Below are 16,679 nucleotides of genomic sequence, written 5' to 3' on the forward strand. Positions count from 1 at the left end.
ATCGGGCAGCAGGCGACGCCGTGAAATGGATTCCGGGCTCGCGCTTCGCGCGCCCCGGAATGACGAAAGGCGGGGATTGCTCCCGGCCTTTTGTCTCTCTCCGTCATGCCCGGGCTTGTCCCGGGCATCCACGTCTTTCCACACGCGCGGCGATGCGTGGCTGGCCGGGACAAGCCCGGCCATAACGGCGTTGCAAGAGATCACTTCGCTTCCGCGCGCTTCGGCGGGGTAGCGGGCCACGACTTGATCAGCGTGTCGTAGTCGACCGTCTCGCCCTTCGGCTTCTCGTTGGCGAGCTTGCGCTGCGGCGCGATGGTGCCATCCTTCTCGGCCTTGGCGAACCAGTATTCCGGCTTCTCCTTCTTGTTCAGCTTCGGGCCGCAGGCGCCCTGCACGCCTGATTTCTCGAGCCGCTCCATCACCGAGTCCTGCGCCGCGGCGAGCGCGTCCATCGCCTGTTGCGGCGTCTTCGCACCCGACGACGCATCGCCGATGTTCTGCCACCAGAGCTGGGCGAGCTTCGGATAGTCAGGCACGTTGTTGCCGGTCGGGGTCCACTGCACGCGCGCGGGCGAGCGGTAGAACTCGATCAGGCCGCCGAGCTGGGGCGCGCGCTCGGTGAACGACTTGTCCCAGATATCGGACTCGCGGATGAAGGTGAGACCGACATGGCTCTTCTTCAACGACACCGTCTTGGAGACGATGAACTGCAGATAGAGCCAGGCTGCCTTGCGGCGGTCCGCCGGCGTCGACTTCAACAGCGTCAGCGAGCCGGCATCCTGATAGCCGAGCTTCATGCCCTCCTTCCAGTACGAGCCGTGCGGCGACGGGGCCATGCGCCATTTCGGCGTGCCGTCTGCGTTCATGACGGGAATGCCGGGCTTCACCATGTCAGCCGTGAACGCGGTGTACCAGAAGATCTGCTGGGCGATGTTGCCCTGCGCCGGCACCGGGCCCGATTCGGAGAAGGTCATGCCCTGCGCCTGCGGCGGGGCATACTTCTTGAGCCACTCGAGATATTTGGTGATCGAGTAGACGGCGGCCGGACCATTGGTGTCGCCGCCGCGCTCGACCGACGAACCAACGGGGCGGCAGCCTTCCATGCGGATGCCCCACTCGTCGACCGGCAGACCGTTCGGGATGCCCCTGTCGCCATTGCCCGCCATCGACAGCCAGGCGTCGGTGAAGCGCCAGCCGAGCGAGGGGTCCTTCTTGCCATAGTCCATATGGCCGTAGACCTTGACGCCGTTGATCTCCTTGATGTCGTTGGTGAAGAACTCGGCGATATCTTCATACGCCGACCAGTTCACGGGCACGCCGAGCTCATAGCCATACTTGGCCTTGAACTTGGCCTTGTAGTCGGGGTTGGTGAACCAGTCGTAGCGGAACCAATAGACGTTGGCGAACTGCTGGTCGGGCAACTGATAGAGCTTGCCGTCCGGCGCCGTCGTGAACGACTTGCCGATGAAGTCGTTGACGTCGAGATAGGGATCGGTGACGTCCTTGCCCTCGCCGGTCATGTAGTCCGACAGCACGATGGTCTGGCCGTAGCGGAAATGCGTGCCGATCAGGTCGCTGTCGTTGATCCAGCCGTCATAGACGTTCTTGCCGGACTGCATCTGGGTCTGCAGCTTCTCGACCACGTCGCCTTCCTGGATGGTGTCGTGCTTGAGCTTGATGCCCGTGATCTCGCTGAATGCCTTGGCGAGCGTCTTCGCCTCATATTCGTGCGTCGTAATGGTTTCCGAGACGATGTTGATTTCCATGCCCTTGAAGGGCTCGGCCGCCTTCGCGAACCACTGCAGCTCCTTCATCTGCTCTTCCTTCGAGATCGTCGAAGGCTGGAATTCGCTGTCGATCCACCGCTGGTTGACGGCGTCGTCGGCGCGCGCCGGTGCGGCAACGCCCGCGGCAGCCACGAGCAGCGCGGCGGCGCTGGTCATCGCGAGCCAACGGCTCCTGGTCAGGTTCCTTCCTCTCAAGTGTCGCATGGCGGTTCCTCCGGTTATGGCGACAAATTAAAATCCAGGTCCGGGTTGATCCCGGATCTGCTCTTCTTCACTTCCTCAGACGGTGCGGAAAATCACAACGGCCGTGGCAAGCGAAATCAGTGTGGCGAGCCACAGGCTCGAAACCTCGACGCCCTCCTCCCCAATGGGCAGCGTGGTGATGGAGTCGGCGCCGACGAGCCCGATCCAGACGAGATGGATGACGGCGGCGAGCACCAGCGAGATGAAGAGACGATCGCCGCGCGTGGTCGGAATCCTGAGCACGCCGACGCGCTCGGCTTCGGGATAGGCGACCGCGAGCCAGGTCATCAGCGCAAGCGTCATGCCGAGCAGCGCAAAGAAGATCGCCGTCGGCAGCGTCCAGGCCATCCATGCGATACTTTCCATCGGGCGCCTCCTACACGCGGCCGAGCGCGAAGCCGCGCGCGATATAGTTGCGGACGAACCAGATCACGAGCGCGCCCGGGATGATGGTGAGCGCGCCGGCGGCCGCCAAGAGGCCCCAATCCATGCCGGCAGCGGAAACCGTGCGCGTCATCACCGCGGAGATCGGCTTGGCATAGACAGAGGTGAGCGTGCGCGCCAGCAGCAGCTCGACCCAGGAGAACATGAAGCAGAAGAAGGCGGCCACGCCGATGCCGCTTGCGATCAAGGGCACCAGGATCTTGATGAAGAAGCGCGGAAAGGAATAGCCGTCGAGGAACGCGGTCTCGTCGATCTCGCGCGGCACGCTGGAGACGAAGCCTTCGAGGATCCAGACCGCGAGCGGAACGTTGAAGATGCAATGCGCCAGCGCCACCGCCCACGGCGTATCGAACAGGCCGATCGCCGAATAGAGATTGAAGAACGGCAGCGCAAAGACCGCGGCCGGCGCCATGCGGTTCGACAGCAGCCAGAAGAACAGGTGCTTGTCGCCGAGGAAGCGATAGCGCGAGAACGCGTAAGCCGCGGGCAGCGCCACCGAGATCGAGATCACGGTGTTGATGATCACATATTTCAGCGAGTTGATGTAGCCGGAATACCAGCTTTCGTCGGTGAAGATGCGCATGTAGTTCTCGATCGTCGGCTGGTGCGGCCACAGCGTCATGGTCGAGACGATCTCGCTGTTGGTCTTGAAGCTCATGTTGATGAGCCAGTAGATCGGCAACAACAGGAAGATCAGGAACAGCGAGATGATGAGGCGGCGCCCGGGAATCGTGCCCATCACACAGCTCCCTCTTTTTGCGGGCGCTCGGCGCCGGCATTGGTCATGACGGTGTAGAACACCCAGCAGACGATCAGGATGATGAGGTTGTAGACCAGCGACAGCGCCGCGGCCTTGCCCAGATCGAACTGGCCGAGCGCGATCTTGACGAGCTCGATCGAGATGAAGGTGGTCGAATTGCCCGGCCCGCCGCCGGTGACGACGAACGGCTCGGTATAGATCATGAAACTGTCCATGAAGCGGAGCAGCACCGCGATCAGGAGCACGCGGTTCATCTTCGGCAACTGGATCGCGCGGAACACCGCCCAGCGCGAGGCGCCGTCGATCTGGGCGGCCTGGTAGTACGCATCCGGAATCGACTTCAGGCCGGCGTAGCAGAGCAGCGCCACCAGGCTGGTCCAGTGCCAGACGTCCATCACGATCACGGTCGCCCAGGCGTCGAACTCGTTGGAGACGTAATTGTAAGGGATGCCCAGGCTGTTGAGGGTGTAGCCGAGCAGGCCGATGTCGGGACGGCCGAAGATCTGCCAGATGGTGCCGACCACGTTAAACGGGATCAGTAGCGGCAGCGCCAGGATCACGAGGCAGACGGCGACGGTCCAGCCCTCGCGCGGCATCGACAGCGCGACCACGATGCCAAGCGGGATCTCGATCGCGAGGATGATCGCGGAGAAGATCAGGTTGCGCCAAAGCGAGGCGAAGAAGCGTTCGCCGAGATCGGTCGAGGGATCGAGCAATTCCTTGAACCAGCCGACACCGTTCCAGAAGAACTGGTTGTTGCCGAACGTGTCCTGCATCGAATAGTTCACCACCGTCATCAGCGGGATGATCGCGGAGAACGCCACCACCAGGAACACCGGCAGCACCAGGAACCAGGCCTTCTGGTTGACCGTCTTGTCCATTACGCAATCCCCTCGACCAGGCGGCTGTCGGCATAGACGTGCACATGCGCGGGATCGAACACGAGGCCAGCGTTGTTGTCGGGCACCGAAAATCCCGGCGGCACGCGCGCGGCGAATTTGGAATCGCCGACACGGACGCGGGCAAAGCGGATGCGGCCGAGATCGTCGATCCGCTCGATCGTCGCCGACAACAGGCCCGAGGCGGGTGGCGCGATGTCGACGAATTCCGGCCGCACCCCGATCTCGATTTTCGCGCCCGCGGGCAGCACGCCGTAATTGCGGTGCAGGCCGATGGTGTGGCCATCGATCCGCGCTTCGCGCCCATCGACGTGAGCCGGCACGATGTTCATGCCGGGCGAGCCGATGAAATAGCCGACAAAGGTATGCGCGGGCTTATCGAACAGTTCGGCCGGCGAACCGCTCTGCACCACGCGGCCGTCATGCATGACGACGACGGTGTCGGCGAAGGTCAGCGCCTCCGTCTGGTCGTGCGTGACATAGATCATCGTCAGATCGAGCTCGCGGTGCAGCGCCTTCAATTTCGAACGAAGCTGCCATTTCAGTTCAGGGTCGATGACGGTCAGCGGCTCGTCGAACAGGATCGCGGCGACGTCGGATCGCACCAATCCGCGGCCGAGCGAGATCTTCTGTTTGGCATCGGCGGTGAGCCGCGTCGCCTTGCGGTTAAGATAGGGCGCAAGGTCGAGCAACTCGGCGATCCGCTTCACGCGCGCTGATATCTCCGCCTTCGGCACGCCGCGGTTCTTCAGCGGGAAGGCCAGATTCTCGCCGACCGTCATGGTGTCGTAGATCACCGGGAACTGGAACACCTGCGCGATGTTGCGCTTCTGCGTCGACAGCGGCGTGATGTCCTTGCCGTCGAACAGGATCTGTCCGCGCGACGGCGTCACGATGCCTGAGATGAGATTCAGCAGCGTGGTCTTGCCGCAGCCGGAGGGGCCGAGCAGCGCATAGGCGCCGCCTTGCCGCCAGGTCATCGTCACCGGCTTCAGCGCGAAGGATTCCGGCGGCGCGTCATTGCCGCTGTAGGAGTGCGCGAGATCGACGAGGTCAATGCGGGCCATGCGCCATCTCCCTCAATTCCGGCCAGGGGCTGCGACCAGGCGGTCGGCCAAGTCGAACACGAAGATATCGTCCGGATTGAGCGCCGCGTTGAGCGCCTGGCCGGGCTCATATTCATGTACGCCGTGCAGCACCGCGACCCAGTTGGCGGATCCGTGCTGCAGGTGGACAAAGCTCTCGGAGCCGGTGATCTCGGTCACCGTGACGGTCGCCCGGAAGGTATGGCGGCCGGTGGCGTGGCGGCCGACTTCGAGCTGGTGCGCGCGGAAACCGACGCGATAGGCGCCATCGGCAAGGCCCAGATAGAGTCCGGCCGTCGGCGCCTGCATGCCGCCGGGATAGTACACAGCGCCGTTCTTCTTTTCGATATTGACGATGTTGAGCGGCGGATCGGAATAGACCTGGGCGACGCGCAGCGTCTCGGGCTGCCGATACACCTTCGAGCTGGCGCCGGCCTGCAGCACGCGGCCTTGCCACATGCAGATGGTGTCGCCGCCGAGCAGCAGCGCTTCCGACGGCTCGGTGGTGGCGTAGACGAAGATCGCGCCTGACGCCTCGAAGATGCGCGGCAGTTCGGTGCGCAATTCCTCGCGCAGCTTGTAATCGAGATTGGCGAGCGGCTCGTCGAGCAGCACGAGGTCGGCGCCCTTGACCAGTGCGCGTGCAATCGCAGTGCGCTGCTGCTGACCGCCGGACAATTGCAGCGGCGTGCGCTTCAGGAACGGTTCAAGCCGCAACAGCTTTGCGGCATCCGCCACGCGCTTGTCGATCTCCTCGCGCGGCCGCCCCTGCACGCGCAACGGCGAGGCGATGTTCTCATAGACCGAAAGCGAGGGATAATTGATGAACTGCTGATAGACCATCGCGACCGAGCGCTGGCGCACGTCGATGCCGGTGACGTCCTTGCCGTCGACCAGCACGCGGCCGGTGGTCGGCTTGTCGAGGCCGGCGAGCAACCGCATGATCGAGGTCTTGCCTGATAGCGTCGGCCCAAGCAGCACGCTGAGCGTGCCGCGCTCGAGCGTCAGCGAGACATCGTGGATGGCCGGGATGCCGTCCACGGTGCGCGTGACGTGGTCGAGCGAGACGCTCATGGCCGTCCTCCCGCTTCGCGTAGCGGACGTTCGCCGGACAGGCCATGAGCGGCGATCCATTCGTCGAGCGCCGATATCTCGGCGGCCGACATCCTCAAACCCAATTTGGAGCGGCGCCAGACGATGTCTTCGGCGGTCAACGCCCATTCGTTCGCCATCAGGTACCTGACTTCGCTTTCCGTCAAGGTGGCGCCGAAGGACTTTCCGAGATCGCCGATCGATTCCGCGCTGCCGAGTACTTTTGTCGCACGCGTGCCGTAGGCGTGCGCGAGCCGGCTCGCATGCGCCGCCGACAGGAACGGATAGTCGCGCACCAGTTCCGCAGCGAGCGCGTCGACCGCGGAGACATCCATCTCGCCACCGGGCAGCGGCGCCTTGCCGGTCCAGCCCTCACTGGCTTTTGCACTGGGCAAGTAGGGCGCAAGCCGCTCCAGCGCTTCTTCGGCCAATCGCCGGTAGGTCGTGATCTTGCCGCCATAGATCGAGAGCAGCGGCACGCCGCCGGGCGTATCGAGCTCGAACACGTAGTCGCGCGTCGCGGCCTTTGCCTCGCTCGCGCCGTCATCATAGAGCGGGCGCACACCCGAATAGGTCCAGACCACGTCCTCCGGCTTCACCGGCTTCGCCAGATACTCGCTGACCGAGGCGCAGAGATAGCTGATCTCCTCCTCCGTTGCCTTCACCTTGGCGGGGTCGCCGTCGTAGTCGCGGTCGGTGGTGCCGATCAGCGAGAACTCACCCTGGTAAGGAATCACGAAGACGATGCGGCCATCCGCGTTCTGGAAGATGTAAGCGCGGTCGTGGTCGTAAAGCTTCTTCACGACGATATGAGAGCCCTGCACAAGCCGCACTTTTGCGCGCGCGTTGACACCGGCGCCCGAAGCAAGCACCTCCTCGACCCAGGGACCGCCGGCATTGACCAGCGCCCGCGCCCGCACCGTCCGCCGCGCGCCGCTGCCGTCGTCCTCGACCGTGACATTCCAGAGGCCGTCGGCCTGCCTGATCTCGACGGCGCGGGTACGCGTGCAAATCTCTGCCCCGCGATCGGCCGCATCGCGCGCGGTCAGCACGACCAGCCGCGCGTCATCGACGAAGCAGTCCGAATACTCGAACCCTTTGACGTAGCGATTCTTGATCAGGGGCTTGCCGACCTCGTCGCGGGTGAGGTCCACCGTCCGGGTCGACGGCAACAGGTGCCGGCCGCCGATGTGATCATAAAGGAACAGCCCGAGCCGGAGCAGCCAGGCCGGGCGCAGGCCGGCGTGGTGCGGCAAAACGAACCGCAGGGGGCGGATGATGTGGGGCGCGATCTGCCAGAGAATCTCGCGCTCGATCAGGGCTTCGCGGACCAGGCGGAACTCGTAATATTCGAGGTAGCGCAGCCCGCCATGCACGAGCTTGGTCGACCAGGACGACGTCCCGCTCGCCAAGTCATTCATTTCACAGAGAAAAACGGAATTGCCCCGCCCCGCCGCATCGCGCGCGATGCCGCAGCCGTTAATGCCGCCCCCAATGATTGCGAGGTCGAAAATCCGATCCAACAGACGCTTCCCCGGCCGCTCGCGCTCGCTTTCGGCGATTTCGCTTTCGGATTGGATTAGATCACAAAGGAAAACGAAAGCAAACCGAAAATGGGGAACCAGGGGTTCACGACCTGGGGATGGGGGAGCTGAAAGGCGAAATCGGGGCCTCATCCTTCGAGACGCGCGTTCCGCGCTCCTCAGGATGAGGATCTGGCGGCCGGCAACGAAGCAAATCCATGCCTCCGCAAGTGGCGAGATGGATTGCTTCCGCTTTCGCTCGTTGAGCTACGGCGGACAAGTCGCTCCGCTCGCAATGACGGGGGGAGAGAGCGGCGCGCTCGCATCTATCCCCTCACCCTGAGGAGCCTGCGAAGCAGGCGTCTCGAAGGGCGAGGCCACCGGCGGTGCTAGACGCTTCGCAGTGTCACCGGTGCGGGCTCAGGCGCCGTGTCGTCGATATCGGCGGCGGGCTTATCCATCGCCACGACCACCTCGATACCTCTGCTGTGGCAGATGTTGGCGAGTCCTGCCGGCAATTCGGTGTCGGTAATAAAAGTCTGGATCTGGCTGATATGGGCGATGCGGACCGGGGCGCTGCGGCGGAGTTTTGTTGAGTCCGCCACCAGCATCACGTTGCGGGCGTTGGCGATGATGGCCTGGGCGACCTGGACTTCGCGATAGTCGAAATCCAAAAGCGCACCCTCCTCGTCGATCGCCGACGCGCCGATGATCGCGTAGTCGACCTTGAACTGGCCGATCAGTTGCGTCGCGGTCGAGCCGACCACGGCGCCGTCGGCGCGCCGCACGGTACCGCCCGCCACCACCACCTCGATGCGGGGATGGCGGTACAGCAGCATCGCGACATTGAGGTTGTTGGTGATGACGAGCAGACCCTCATGCGAGGTCAGCGCGCTCGCGACCTCCTCCGTCGTGGTGCCGATGTTGATGAAGAGCGAGCAGCCGTTCGGAATGCGCGCCGCAGCCGCTGCCCCGATCGCCTTCTTCTCCTCGGCGGCGACGAAGCGCCGCGCCTCATAGGCAAGATTTTCCACGCCGGATGCGATGATCGCGCCGCCATGGATGCGCGTCAGCGAACGGCGGTCGCAGAGATCGTTGAGGTCTTTGCGGATGGTCTGCGCAGAGACTTCGAAACGTTTTGCCAAGTCTTCCACCATCACGCGGCCAAAGGCGCGCGCGAGGTTGAGGATTTCGGTCTGGCGATGGGTCAATACGGGCACGGCGGCACCTTGCGGCATCGAAAGCCGCATGCTGCGGCGGTTTGGCGCTGCGGTCAACGCGGGAGATCGTCTCCTCCCGTCGTCCCGGGCTTGACCCGGGACCCATAACCACAGGCCTTTGTTATGTGCTCCGCCGCAACCGCTTGCTTGCGCCACAACAACTCCCTGGGGTTATGGGTCCCGGGTCAAGCCCGGGACGACGGGAGGTCCTGGAATCTACGATGCCAGCTTCAGCTCGCCGTCGGCGAGGCGGCGGGCGGCGCGTTCGGCTTCGCGGGCGTTGCGGAAGACGTGGCCTTCGAGCCGGTTGAACTGATGACTGGCTGCGAAGAAGCGATAGCCACGCTCATCGCGTACGACGATTCCGGCCGGATTGGAGCCGACTTCGATTATGTAGGTATCAGACATTCCCAGTCCCGATTGAAGTGCGGGCCAATAACGGGAAGAGAGCCTGATTGTTCCTCAGGCCTCGCCGCCGTGTCATGCGAAAACCGATGCTTGGCGCCACGAAATGACCGCACTTGCTCGGCCCTCCGAGCACCGAATCACCTGCTTTCGCGAGAGGTGGGATACGAGCGGCTGATAACAATCATGTGTAAGCGATGAGACGTCCTGGTTACGTCGCAAGCGTCGCGCCATCGCGCTGGATCGGCTGCGGATTGCCGTGGTCGTCAATCGAGACGTAGGTAAAATTGCCGTCGGTCACCAGGATCGATTGCCGCTCTTTCCGTCGCAGCACCCAGGCTTCGAGATGGACGGTGATCGAGGTGCGACCGATCCGCACAAGGTTGGCGTGCACCGAGACGAGATCGCCGACATAGACAGCTTTACGAAAATTCATCGCCTCGATCGCGACCGTCACGGTGCGCGATCGCGCGACCTTCGAGGCGAACACGCCGCCGCCGAGATCCATCTGGCTCAGCAGCCAGCCGCCGAAGATGTCGCCATTGGCGTTGGTATCCGCCGGCATCGCCAGCGTGCGGATGCAGAGATCGCCGTGCGGCTCGTTTTGTGCCAGCGGAACTTTGGTGTCACTCACTTGAAACTCTCCCAGCCGGCGTCGGGCGCAAAACGGCCACCGAATTTTTGCTCGAGTGCCTGCAAGGTAGACACCACATTCTCGACACCCCGGGTGCGGGCATAGTTCAGCGGACCGCCGCGGAACGGCGCATAGCCGGTGCCGAAGATCATGGCGCCGTCGACCACGTCAGCATTATCGACGATCCCCTCGCGCAGGCAGGCGACGCAGACGTTCGACATCGGCAGCACGAGACGATCGATCATTTCCTGTGTCGGTTCGGTGGCCAACGCCGGAGCTGTTTGCTCCCGCTTGCCGTCCTTCCAGACGTAACAGCCCTTGCCGGTCTTGCGGCCGAGCTCGCCCTTCGCGACCTTCTCGCGCAGCCACGCCGGTGTCGGCGGCAAGAGGTCGCCGAATTTCGAGCGCAGCATGTCGCCGACATCGAGGCAGATATCGAGGCCGACCTGGTCGGCAAGCTCGATCGGGCCCATCGGCATGCCGAACTTCTTTGCCGCCGCATCGATGACTGATTTGTCGACCTTCTCGTCCAGCAGCAGCATCGCTTCCAGCATGTAGGGCGTCAGCGCGCGGTTGACGAGGAAACCCGGCGAGCTCTTCACGGGCAGCGGCAGGCGGTCGATGGCGCCGACGAAAGCGAGCGCCTGCTTCAACAGCTCGGCGTCGGTGCCGTCATGGCTGACGACCTCGACGAGCTGCAATCGCGAGACCGGATTGAAGAAGTGCAGACCGAGCAAGCGCGCGGGCTTTTCCAGCGTCGCGCGCAGATCCTGCAGAGGGATGCTGGAGGTGTTGGTCGCAAGAATTGCGCCCGGTTTCATCTTCGGCTCGATGCCGGCATAGACCTTCTGCTTCAGCTCAAGCTTTTCCGGCACCGCCTCGATGATGAGATCGGCATTACGCACGCCCTCGCCATCCATATCCGGGATCAGCCGATCATGTGCATCGCGCACCTCGGTGCGCTTGCGGATGATCTTCCCATAGAGATCATTGGCGCGTTTGATCGCGCTTGCGATCGGCTCCGGCTTCATGTCCGACAGCGTGACGCGCAGATCCTGGCCGGCGCACCATGCCGCGATATCGCCGCCCATCGCGCCGGCGCCGATGACGTGGACATGCGCGATCCTGTTGCCGCCTCCCGCAAGCTTCTTCATCTGCTCGCGCAGGAAGAAGACGCGGATCAGGTTCTGCGCGGTCGGCGTCACCATCAATTCGGCGAAGGAACGCTTCTCGGCCGCAAGCATCGCCTGCTTCTCGTTGCCGTATTTTTCCCAGAGGTCGATCAGCGCGTAGGGCGCGGGATAATGCGCCTGCGGCGCGGCCTTGGCGGCCTCGCTGCGCATGCGGGAGGCGAGGAAGCCGCGCACCGGGCCGAAGTTCAGGAGCGTGTTGACCGGCCCGGGCCTGGCGCGCTTCATGCGGCCGAACACGGCGTCCTTCACCGCGTTCCTGACATGACGCTCCTGCGTTACCGCATCGACCAGGCCGAGCGATTTGGCGCGGCGCGCATCGATGGTCTTGCCCGTCAGCATCAGGCTCATCGCCTGCATCGGGTTGACGAGCTGCGTGAAGCGCGCAGTGCCGCCTAAGCCAGGATGCAGGCCGAGCATCACCTCGGGAAAGCCGAACCGCGCGCCATCAATGGCAATTCGCGACTGGCAGGCCAGCGCGACTTCTAGGCCGCCGCCGAGGCAGAAGCCGTGGATCACGGCGACCGTCGGCACGCGCAGCGCTTCGAGCCCGTCGATCACCGCATGCGCTCGGCGGATCTCGGCTTCGACCAGGCGCGCATCGCTGGCGCCGCGGAATTCGTTGACATCGGCGCCGGCGATGAAGCCGCTTGTCTTCGCCGAGCGGATGACGAGGCCGGTCGGCCGCTGGCTTTCGAGCGCGGCCAGCACCGCATCGAATTCCTCGAGCACCTCGGCGTTCAGCGTGTTGGCGCTGGCGCCTTCACGGTCGAACAGGAGCCAGGCGATGCCGTCGCCATCGCGCGTCAGCTTGAAATGCTTGTAGCGACCGGCTTCCGGCGCGGGCCCGAGTTCGAGCACGCGGTCGGCAAGGACGTTCATGATCTGCGAATCCATGATCACACCGTCTCTATCAGCATGGCGCCGCCCTGCCCGCCGCCGATGCATTCGGTGGCGATGCCGCGCCGCGTGCCGAGCCGCTTCATGACGTTGACGAGATGCAGCACGATGCGGTTGCCGCTGGTGCCGACGGGATGGCCGAGGCTGATCGCGCCGCCATCGACGTTGAGCTTCGCACGATCAATTTCGCCCGCCGCGCCGTCGAGACCGAGGATCTCGCGACAGAATTTTTCATCGTTCCAGGCCGCAAGGCATCCGAGCACCTGCGTCGCAAAGGCCTCGTTCAACTCCCAGGTCTCGACGTCCTGCAAGCTCAAGTCGTTGCGCTTCAAGAGCGCGGTCGCCGAAAGCACGGGTCCGAGCCCCATGATGCTAGGATCAAGCGCGGCCCACTGGCTGTCGAGGATGACGGCCTTCGGCTTCAGCCCGTGCTTGGCCACCGCCTCCTCGGAAGCGAGGATCACCCAGGAAGCGCCGTCGGTGATCTGCGAGGAATTGCCCGCGGTGACCTGGCCCCATGGGCGCTCGAACACCGGCTTGAGTTTTGCCAAGGTCTCCGGCGTCGAGTCCGGGCGGACGCCGTCGTCGTGATCGTAGAACCTGCCGTCGCGCGAGAACGACGTCTCGACTTCGCCCTTCAGCCAGCCTTCGGCTTGCGCTTTCGCCAGACGGCGGTGACTCTCTGCGGCGTAGGCATCCGATTGTGCGCGGGTGATGCCGAAGAGATGACCGACGACCTCGGCGGTCTGGCCCATGTTGAGCTCGGTGATGGGATCGGTCAGCCCGCGCTCCAGGCCGATGATCGGCTTGAAATAGCCGGGGCGGAGCTTGAAGAAGGCGGCGATCTTCGCACCCATGCCCTTGGCGCCGGCGAGGCCAGCGAACCAGCGCACGCCGGCATTGGGCCACACCAGTGGCGCGTGGCTGAGCGCCTCAGCGCCGCCGGCAAGGATGAGATCGGCTGTGCCTTCGCGGATGTAGCGATAACCGGTGTCGATCGACTGCATGCCGGAGCCGCAATTGATCTGCACGGTGAAGGCGACCATCTTCTCGCCCATGCCGAGCCGGAGCGCAGCGACACGCGCCGGGTTCATCTCGTCGGCAATGACATTGACGCAGCCGAGGATCACCTCATCGAAGGCATCGGGCGCGAACGGCTGCCGCGCCAATAGGGGCCGGCCGCATTGCACGGCAAGGTCGACAGGCGTGAACGGTCCTGGACCGGAGCGCGCCTTCAGGAACGGCGTGCGGCTGCCGTCAACAATAAAGACCGGTCGCGCCATCAGCTCGCAGCCCTCTGCTCTCCCAATTCCTGGAAGAACTGATGCACGTCAGCACCCTTCCTGTAAATCGGCGACAGCGCCTCGGGCGCGAAATCGTCGACCTGGATCACCGCGGCGACCGCCGCGCGGGCGGCTGTGAGCTTGTCGGCATCGGATTGGGTGATGACGCCCTTTTTCACCGCTTCGTGTGGATCGCGCAGGCGCGCGGCGCGCATGTGCCTGGCGATATCCTCGGTCGCGGTGAACAGGCGGAAGGCCTTCTCCAGCCGCGCCACACCGCCGTCGTCTTCGACGAAAGCCAGATCGCGCGTGATGCGATCGCGCGCGGCCGACGGCTCCAGCACCAGCGCGGCGCATTGATGCACGACGCGGTCGGAAGGCCCGAGCACGCGCGCCCCGAACGGCTGGATCAAGAGCTTCAGGAAGCCTGCAATGAAGCGGTTCGGCAGGTTGGCGAGGATCTCCGCAAAACGGTTCTCGATGGTCTTGAAGCCGCTCGCCATGCACCATTCGAGCGCGGCGAAATCTTCCTTCTGTCGGCCTTCATCCTGCCAGCGCTTGAGCGCGGCGGAGAGCAGATAGAGCTCGGAGAGGATGTCGCCGAAACGGGCCGAGAGCATCTCCTTGCGCTTGAGCGCGCCGCCGAGCGTGAGCAGCGCCACGTCGGCGCAAATCGCAAAGGCCGAAGAGTAGCGCGAGAGCTGGCGGTAGAATTTCGTGGCGTCGCCCGCATCGGGAGCCGGTGCGAACAGGCCGAGGGTCCAGCTCCGCCCCGTCGCGCGGAACATGGTCTTCAAGGTGTGGCCGATATGCTTCCATACCGCCTTGTCGAAGGCGTCCAGACCCTTGGCGCGGTCGGTTTCGCCGAGTGCCGTCATCTCGTCCAGCAGATAGGGATGCGCGCGGATCGCGCCCTGGCCGAACACGATCAGATTGCGGGTGAGGATATTGGCGCCTTCCACGGTGATGCCGACCGGCACCGCGCGATGCAGATTGCCGAGATAGTTCTGCGGGCCGTCGATCACGGCCTTGCCGCCATGGATGTCCATGGCGTCGTCGATCGCGATCCGCATCCGCTCGGTGGCGTGCAGTTTCATGATGCCGGAGATGACAGCGGGATGATGGCCGGCGTTCAGCGCGGCGCAGGTCAATCGCCGCGCGGCATCGAGCAGATAGGCGGTGCCGACGATGCGGGCGAGCGGCTCCTCGACGCCTTCGAACTTGGAGATTGAGATGCCGAACTGTTCGCGGATGCGGGCATAGGCGCCGGTGGTGCGCGCGGCATAGGCGGCGCCGGCCGCCGACAATGACGGCAGCGAGATGCCGCGGCCGGCGGCGAGCGCCGTCATCAGCATCTTCCAGCCTTGTCCAAGGCGCTCCTTGCCGCCGATGATGTAGTCGAGCGGGATGAAAACGTCGTGGCCCCGGTTCGGGCCGTTCTGGAACACCTGCATCGCCGGCAGATGGCGGTGGCCGATCGTAACGCCTGGCAGATGGGTCGGGATCAGCGCGACCGTGATGCCGAGCTCTTCCTGGTCACTGAGGAGATGATCAGGATCGTAAGCCTTGAAAGCGAGACCGAGCAACGTCGCAACGGGTCCGAGCGTGATATAGCGCTTGTGCCAGTTGAGGCGCAGGCCGACCACTTCGTTGCCCTCGAAATTGCCCTTGCAGATGATGCCGGTGTCAACCATCGAGGCCGCATCCGATCCTGCTTCCGGGCTGGTGAGGCCGAAGCACGGGATGTCGTGGCCCGAGGCCAGGCGCGGCAGCCATTTCTCCTGCTGCTCTTTGGTGCCAAAGCGCATCAGCAGCTCGCCGGGGCCGAGCGAGTTCGGCACCATCACGGTGACGGCGGCGGTCAGCGAGCGCGAGGAGAGTTTTCGCACCACCTCGGAATGCGCATAAGGCGAGAAGCCGAGGCCGCCGAATTGCTTCGGGATGATCATGCCGAAGAATTTTTCGCGCTTGATGAAGTCCCAGACCTCGCGCGGCAGGTCGCGCCACTCCCAGAAGATCTTCCATTCGTCGAGCATCCTGCAGAGCTCGTTGACGGGGCCGCTCAAGAAGGCCTTTTCCTCGTCCGTGAGTTCGGCTTGAGGATAGGCGAGCAGCTTCGACCAATCGGGATTGCCACTGAAGAGGTCGGCATCCCACCAGACGTCGCCGGCTTCTAATGCCTCGCGCTCGGTGTCCGACATGGTCGGCATCACGCCGCGGGCGAACCCAAAGATCGGCTTGGTGACGAAGTCGCGACGGAAACTCATGGCGGTATCCTCATGATCGGCGGCGCGTTCCAGCATATTTTAGCGGAAAGTGGCCGACAGAAGTGAACACTTCGCTGGCAAATTGGCGCGAATTGACGCGGTCGATATAACGACCGAAGCGCGGTGCCAGTTCCGGGTGAGAGATAGCGCAGGCGGGTCACCTCGCCCCGCTTGCGGAGAGAGGTCGAAATTCAAGCACAGCTTGAATTTCGGGTGAGGGGGAGCCTCCGCGAGTCGGTCTGTCGCCGTGATCGCGGAGAGAGCCCCTCATCCCGACCTTCTCCCCGCGAAGAGCGGGGAGAAGGGGAAGAAAGGGAGATCAATCCGGGCGGACCATCTCGAACATGGCCTCAGGCCGGATCTCGAAATAGTCGCCGCGGCGGCCGGCGCGGACGATGGGGCGCGCGGCGGCGGTCTGGTAGACGCCGTCCTTGATCATGGCCTTATCGATGTGCACGGCGACGACTTCGCCGAAGGTCACCCAGGCCGGCACCTTGTCGCCGCCCGCGTTCTGGAGCTGGATGATCTGGGTCAGCTTGCACTCGAAGGACACCGGGCTCTCCGCTACTCGCGGCACGTTGACGATCTTGCTCGGGGCCGCCGTCAAGCCCGCGACCGAGAACTCGTTGACGTCGTGTGCGACATGGGCGGCGGTCGCGTTCATCTGCTTCGCCAGGTCCATGGTGGCGAGATTCCAGACGAACTCCTTGGTCTCCTGGATATTGGCAACACTGTCCTTCCAGGACGTGGAGGAGAAGCCGATGATCGGCGGGACGTAGCAGAATCCGTTGAAGAAGCTGTAGGGCGCGAGGTTGACGTGACCCTTGGCGTCGCGCGAGGAAATCCAGCCGATCGGGCGCGGGGCGATGATGGCGTTGAAGGGATCGTGCTTGAGGCCGTGGCCGTTCTTCGGCTCGTAATAATGCAGGTCTTTCGCGGTCACGCTG

Annotated in this window: 14 protein-coding genes; all 14 read right to left on the bottom strand. The window is 64.0% G+C overall.

The features are described 5' to 3' along the window. Positions 1-200: 200 nt before the first annotated feature. Entirely contained in the window at positions 201-1,943 is a 1,743-nt protein-coding gene (locus tag ACZXDY_RS36155) for an ABC transporter substrate-binding protein (RefSeq protein ID WP_456642650.1), read from the bottom strand. Between the two features lie 123 nt (positions 1,944-2,066). Then, positions 2,067-2,396, bottom strand: a complete 330-nt coding sequence (locus ACZXDY_RS36160; protein ID WP_028162559.1) for a DUF2160 domain-containing protein — start codon at positions 2,394-2,396, stop codon at positions 2,067-2,069. A 10-nt stretch (positions 2,397-2,406) separates the two neighbouring features. Then, on the bottom strand, positions 2,407-3,213 hold the full coding sequence (locus ACZXDY_RS36165; protein ID WP_028162560.1) for a carbohydrate ABC transporter permease: 807 nt from the start codon (positions 3,211-3,213) through the stop codon (positions 2,407-2,409). Beyond that, positions 3,213-4,115 carry a carbohydrate ABC transporter permease gene (locus ACZXDY_RS36170; protein ID WP_464348820.1) on the bottom strand — a complete coding sequence of 301 codons (903 nt, stop codon included), beginning with the start codon at positions 4,113-4,115 and terminating at the stop codon, positions 3,213-3,215. The genes ACZXDY_RS36165 and ACZXDY_RS36170 overlap by 1 nt, the downstream gene beginning before the upstream one ends. Continuing rightward, positions 4,115-5,200: an ABC transporter ATP-binding protein gene (locus ACZXDY_RS36175; RefSeq protein WP_464348821.1), complete on the bottom strand. Its 1,086-nt coding sequence runs from the start codon at positions 5,198-5,200 to the stop codon at positions 4,115-4,117. Before ACZXDY_RS36175 ends, ACZXDY_RS36170 begins: the two co-directional genes overlap by 1 nt. A gap of 12 nt (positions 5,201-5,212) precedes the next feature. Then, complete coding sequence (locus ACZXDY_RS36180) at positions 5,213-6,292, bottom strand: ABC transporter ATP-binding protein (protein WP_464348822.1); 1,080 nt, start codon at positions 6,290-6,292, stop codon at positions 5,213-5,215. Continuing rightward, the gene (gene glpD / locus ACZXDY_RS36185) at positions 6,289-7,833 is read right to left on the bottom strand and encodes a glycerol-3-phosphate dehydrogenase (protein ID WP_464348823.1); all 1,545 of its coding nucleotides are present in this window, start codon (positions 7,831-7,833) and stop codon (positions 6,289-6,291) included. The genes ACZXDY_RS36180 and glpD overlap by 4 nt, the downstream gene beginning before the upstream one ends. A gap of 389 nt (positions 7,834-8,222) precedes the next feature. After that, positions 8,223-9,053 carry a DeoR/GlpR family DNA-binding transcription regulator gene (locus tag ACZXDY_RS36190; RefSeq protein WP_208821625.1) on the bottom strand — a complete coding sequence of 277 codons (831 nt, stop codon included), beginning with the start codon at positions 9,051-9,053 and terminating at the stop codon, positions 8,223-8,225. 216 nt (positions 9,054-9,269) lie between these two features. After that, positions 9,270-9,461, bottom strand: a complete 192-nt coding sequence (locus ACZXDY_RS36195) for a hypothetical protein (protein ID WP_027582590.1) — start codon at positions 9,459-9,461, stop codon at positions 9,270-9,272. A 208-nt stretch (positions 9,462-9,669) separates the two neighbouring features. After that, positions 9,670-10,023, bottom strand: a complete 354-nt coding sequence (locus ACZXDY_RS36200; protein ID WP_196237233.1) for an acyl-CoA thioesterase — start codon at positions 10,021-10,023, stop codon at positions 9,670-9,672. Positions 10,024-10,088: 65 nt separating this feature from the next. After that, a complete protein-coding gene (locus ACZXDY_RS36205; protein ID WP_464348824.1) occupies positions 10,089-12,179 on the bottom strand; it encodes a 3-hydroxyacyl-CoA dehydrogenase NAD-binding domain-containing protein in 2,091 nt (696 codons plus the stop codon). Between the two features lie 2 nt (positions 12,180-12,181). Beyond that, entirely contained in the window at positions 12,182-13,465 is a 1,284-nt protein-coding gene (locus ACZXDY_RS36210) for an acetyl-CoA C-acetyltransferase (protein ID WP_464348825.1), read from the bottom strand. Further along, positions 13,465-15,732 carry an acyl-CoA dehydrogenase gene (locus ACZXDY_RS36215; protein ID WP_464348826.1) on the bottom strand — a complete coding sequence of 756 codons (2,268 nt, stop codon included), beginning with the start codon at positions 15,730-15,732 and terminating at the stop codon, positions 13,465-13,467. Before ACZXDY_RS36215 ends, ACZXDY_RS36210 begins: the two co-directional genes overlap by 1 nt. Before the next feature lie 319 nt (positions 15,733-16,051). Then, positions 16,052-16,675: a flavin reductase family protein gene (locus ACZXDY_RS36220; RefSeq protein ID WP_028162570.1), complete on the bottom strand. Its 624-nt coding sequence runs from the start codon at positions 16,673-16,675 to the stop codon at positions 16,052-16,054. Positions 16,676-16,679 lie beyond the last annotated feature (4 nt).

Source organism: Bradyrhizobium sp. LeoB3, assembly GCF_055456055.1.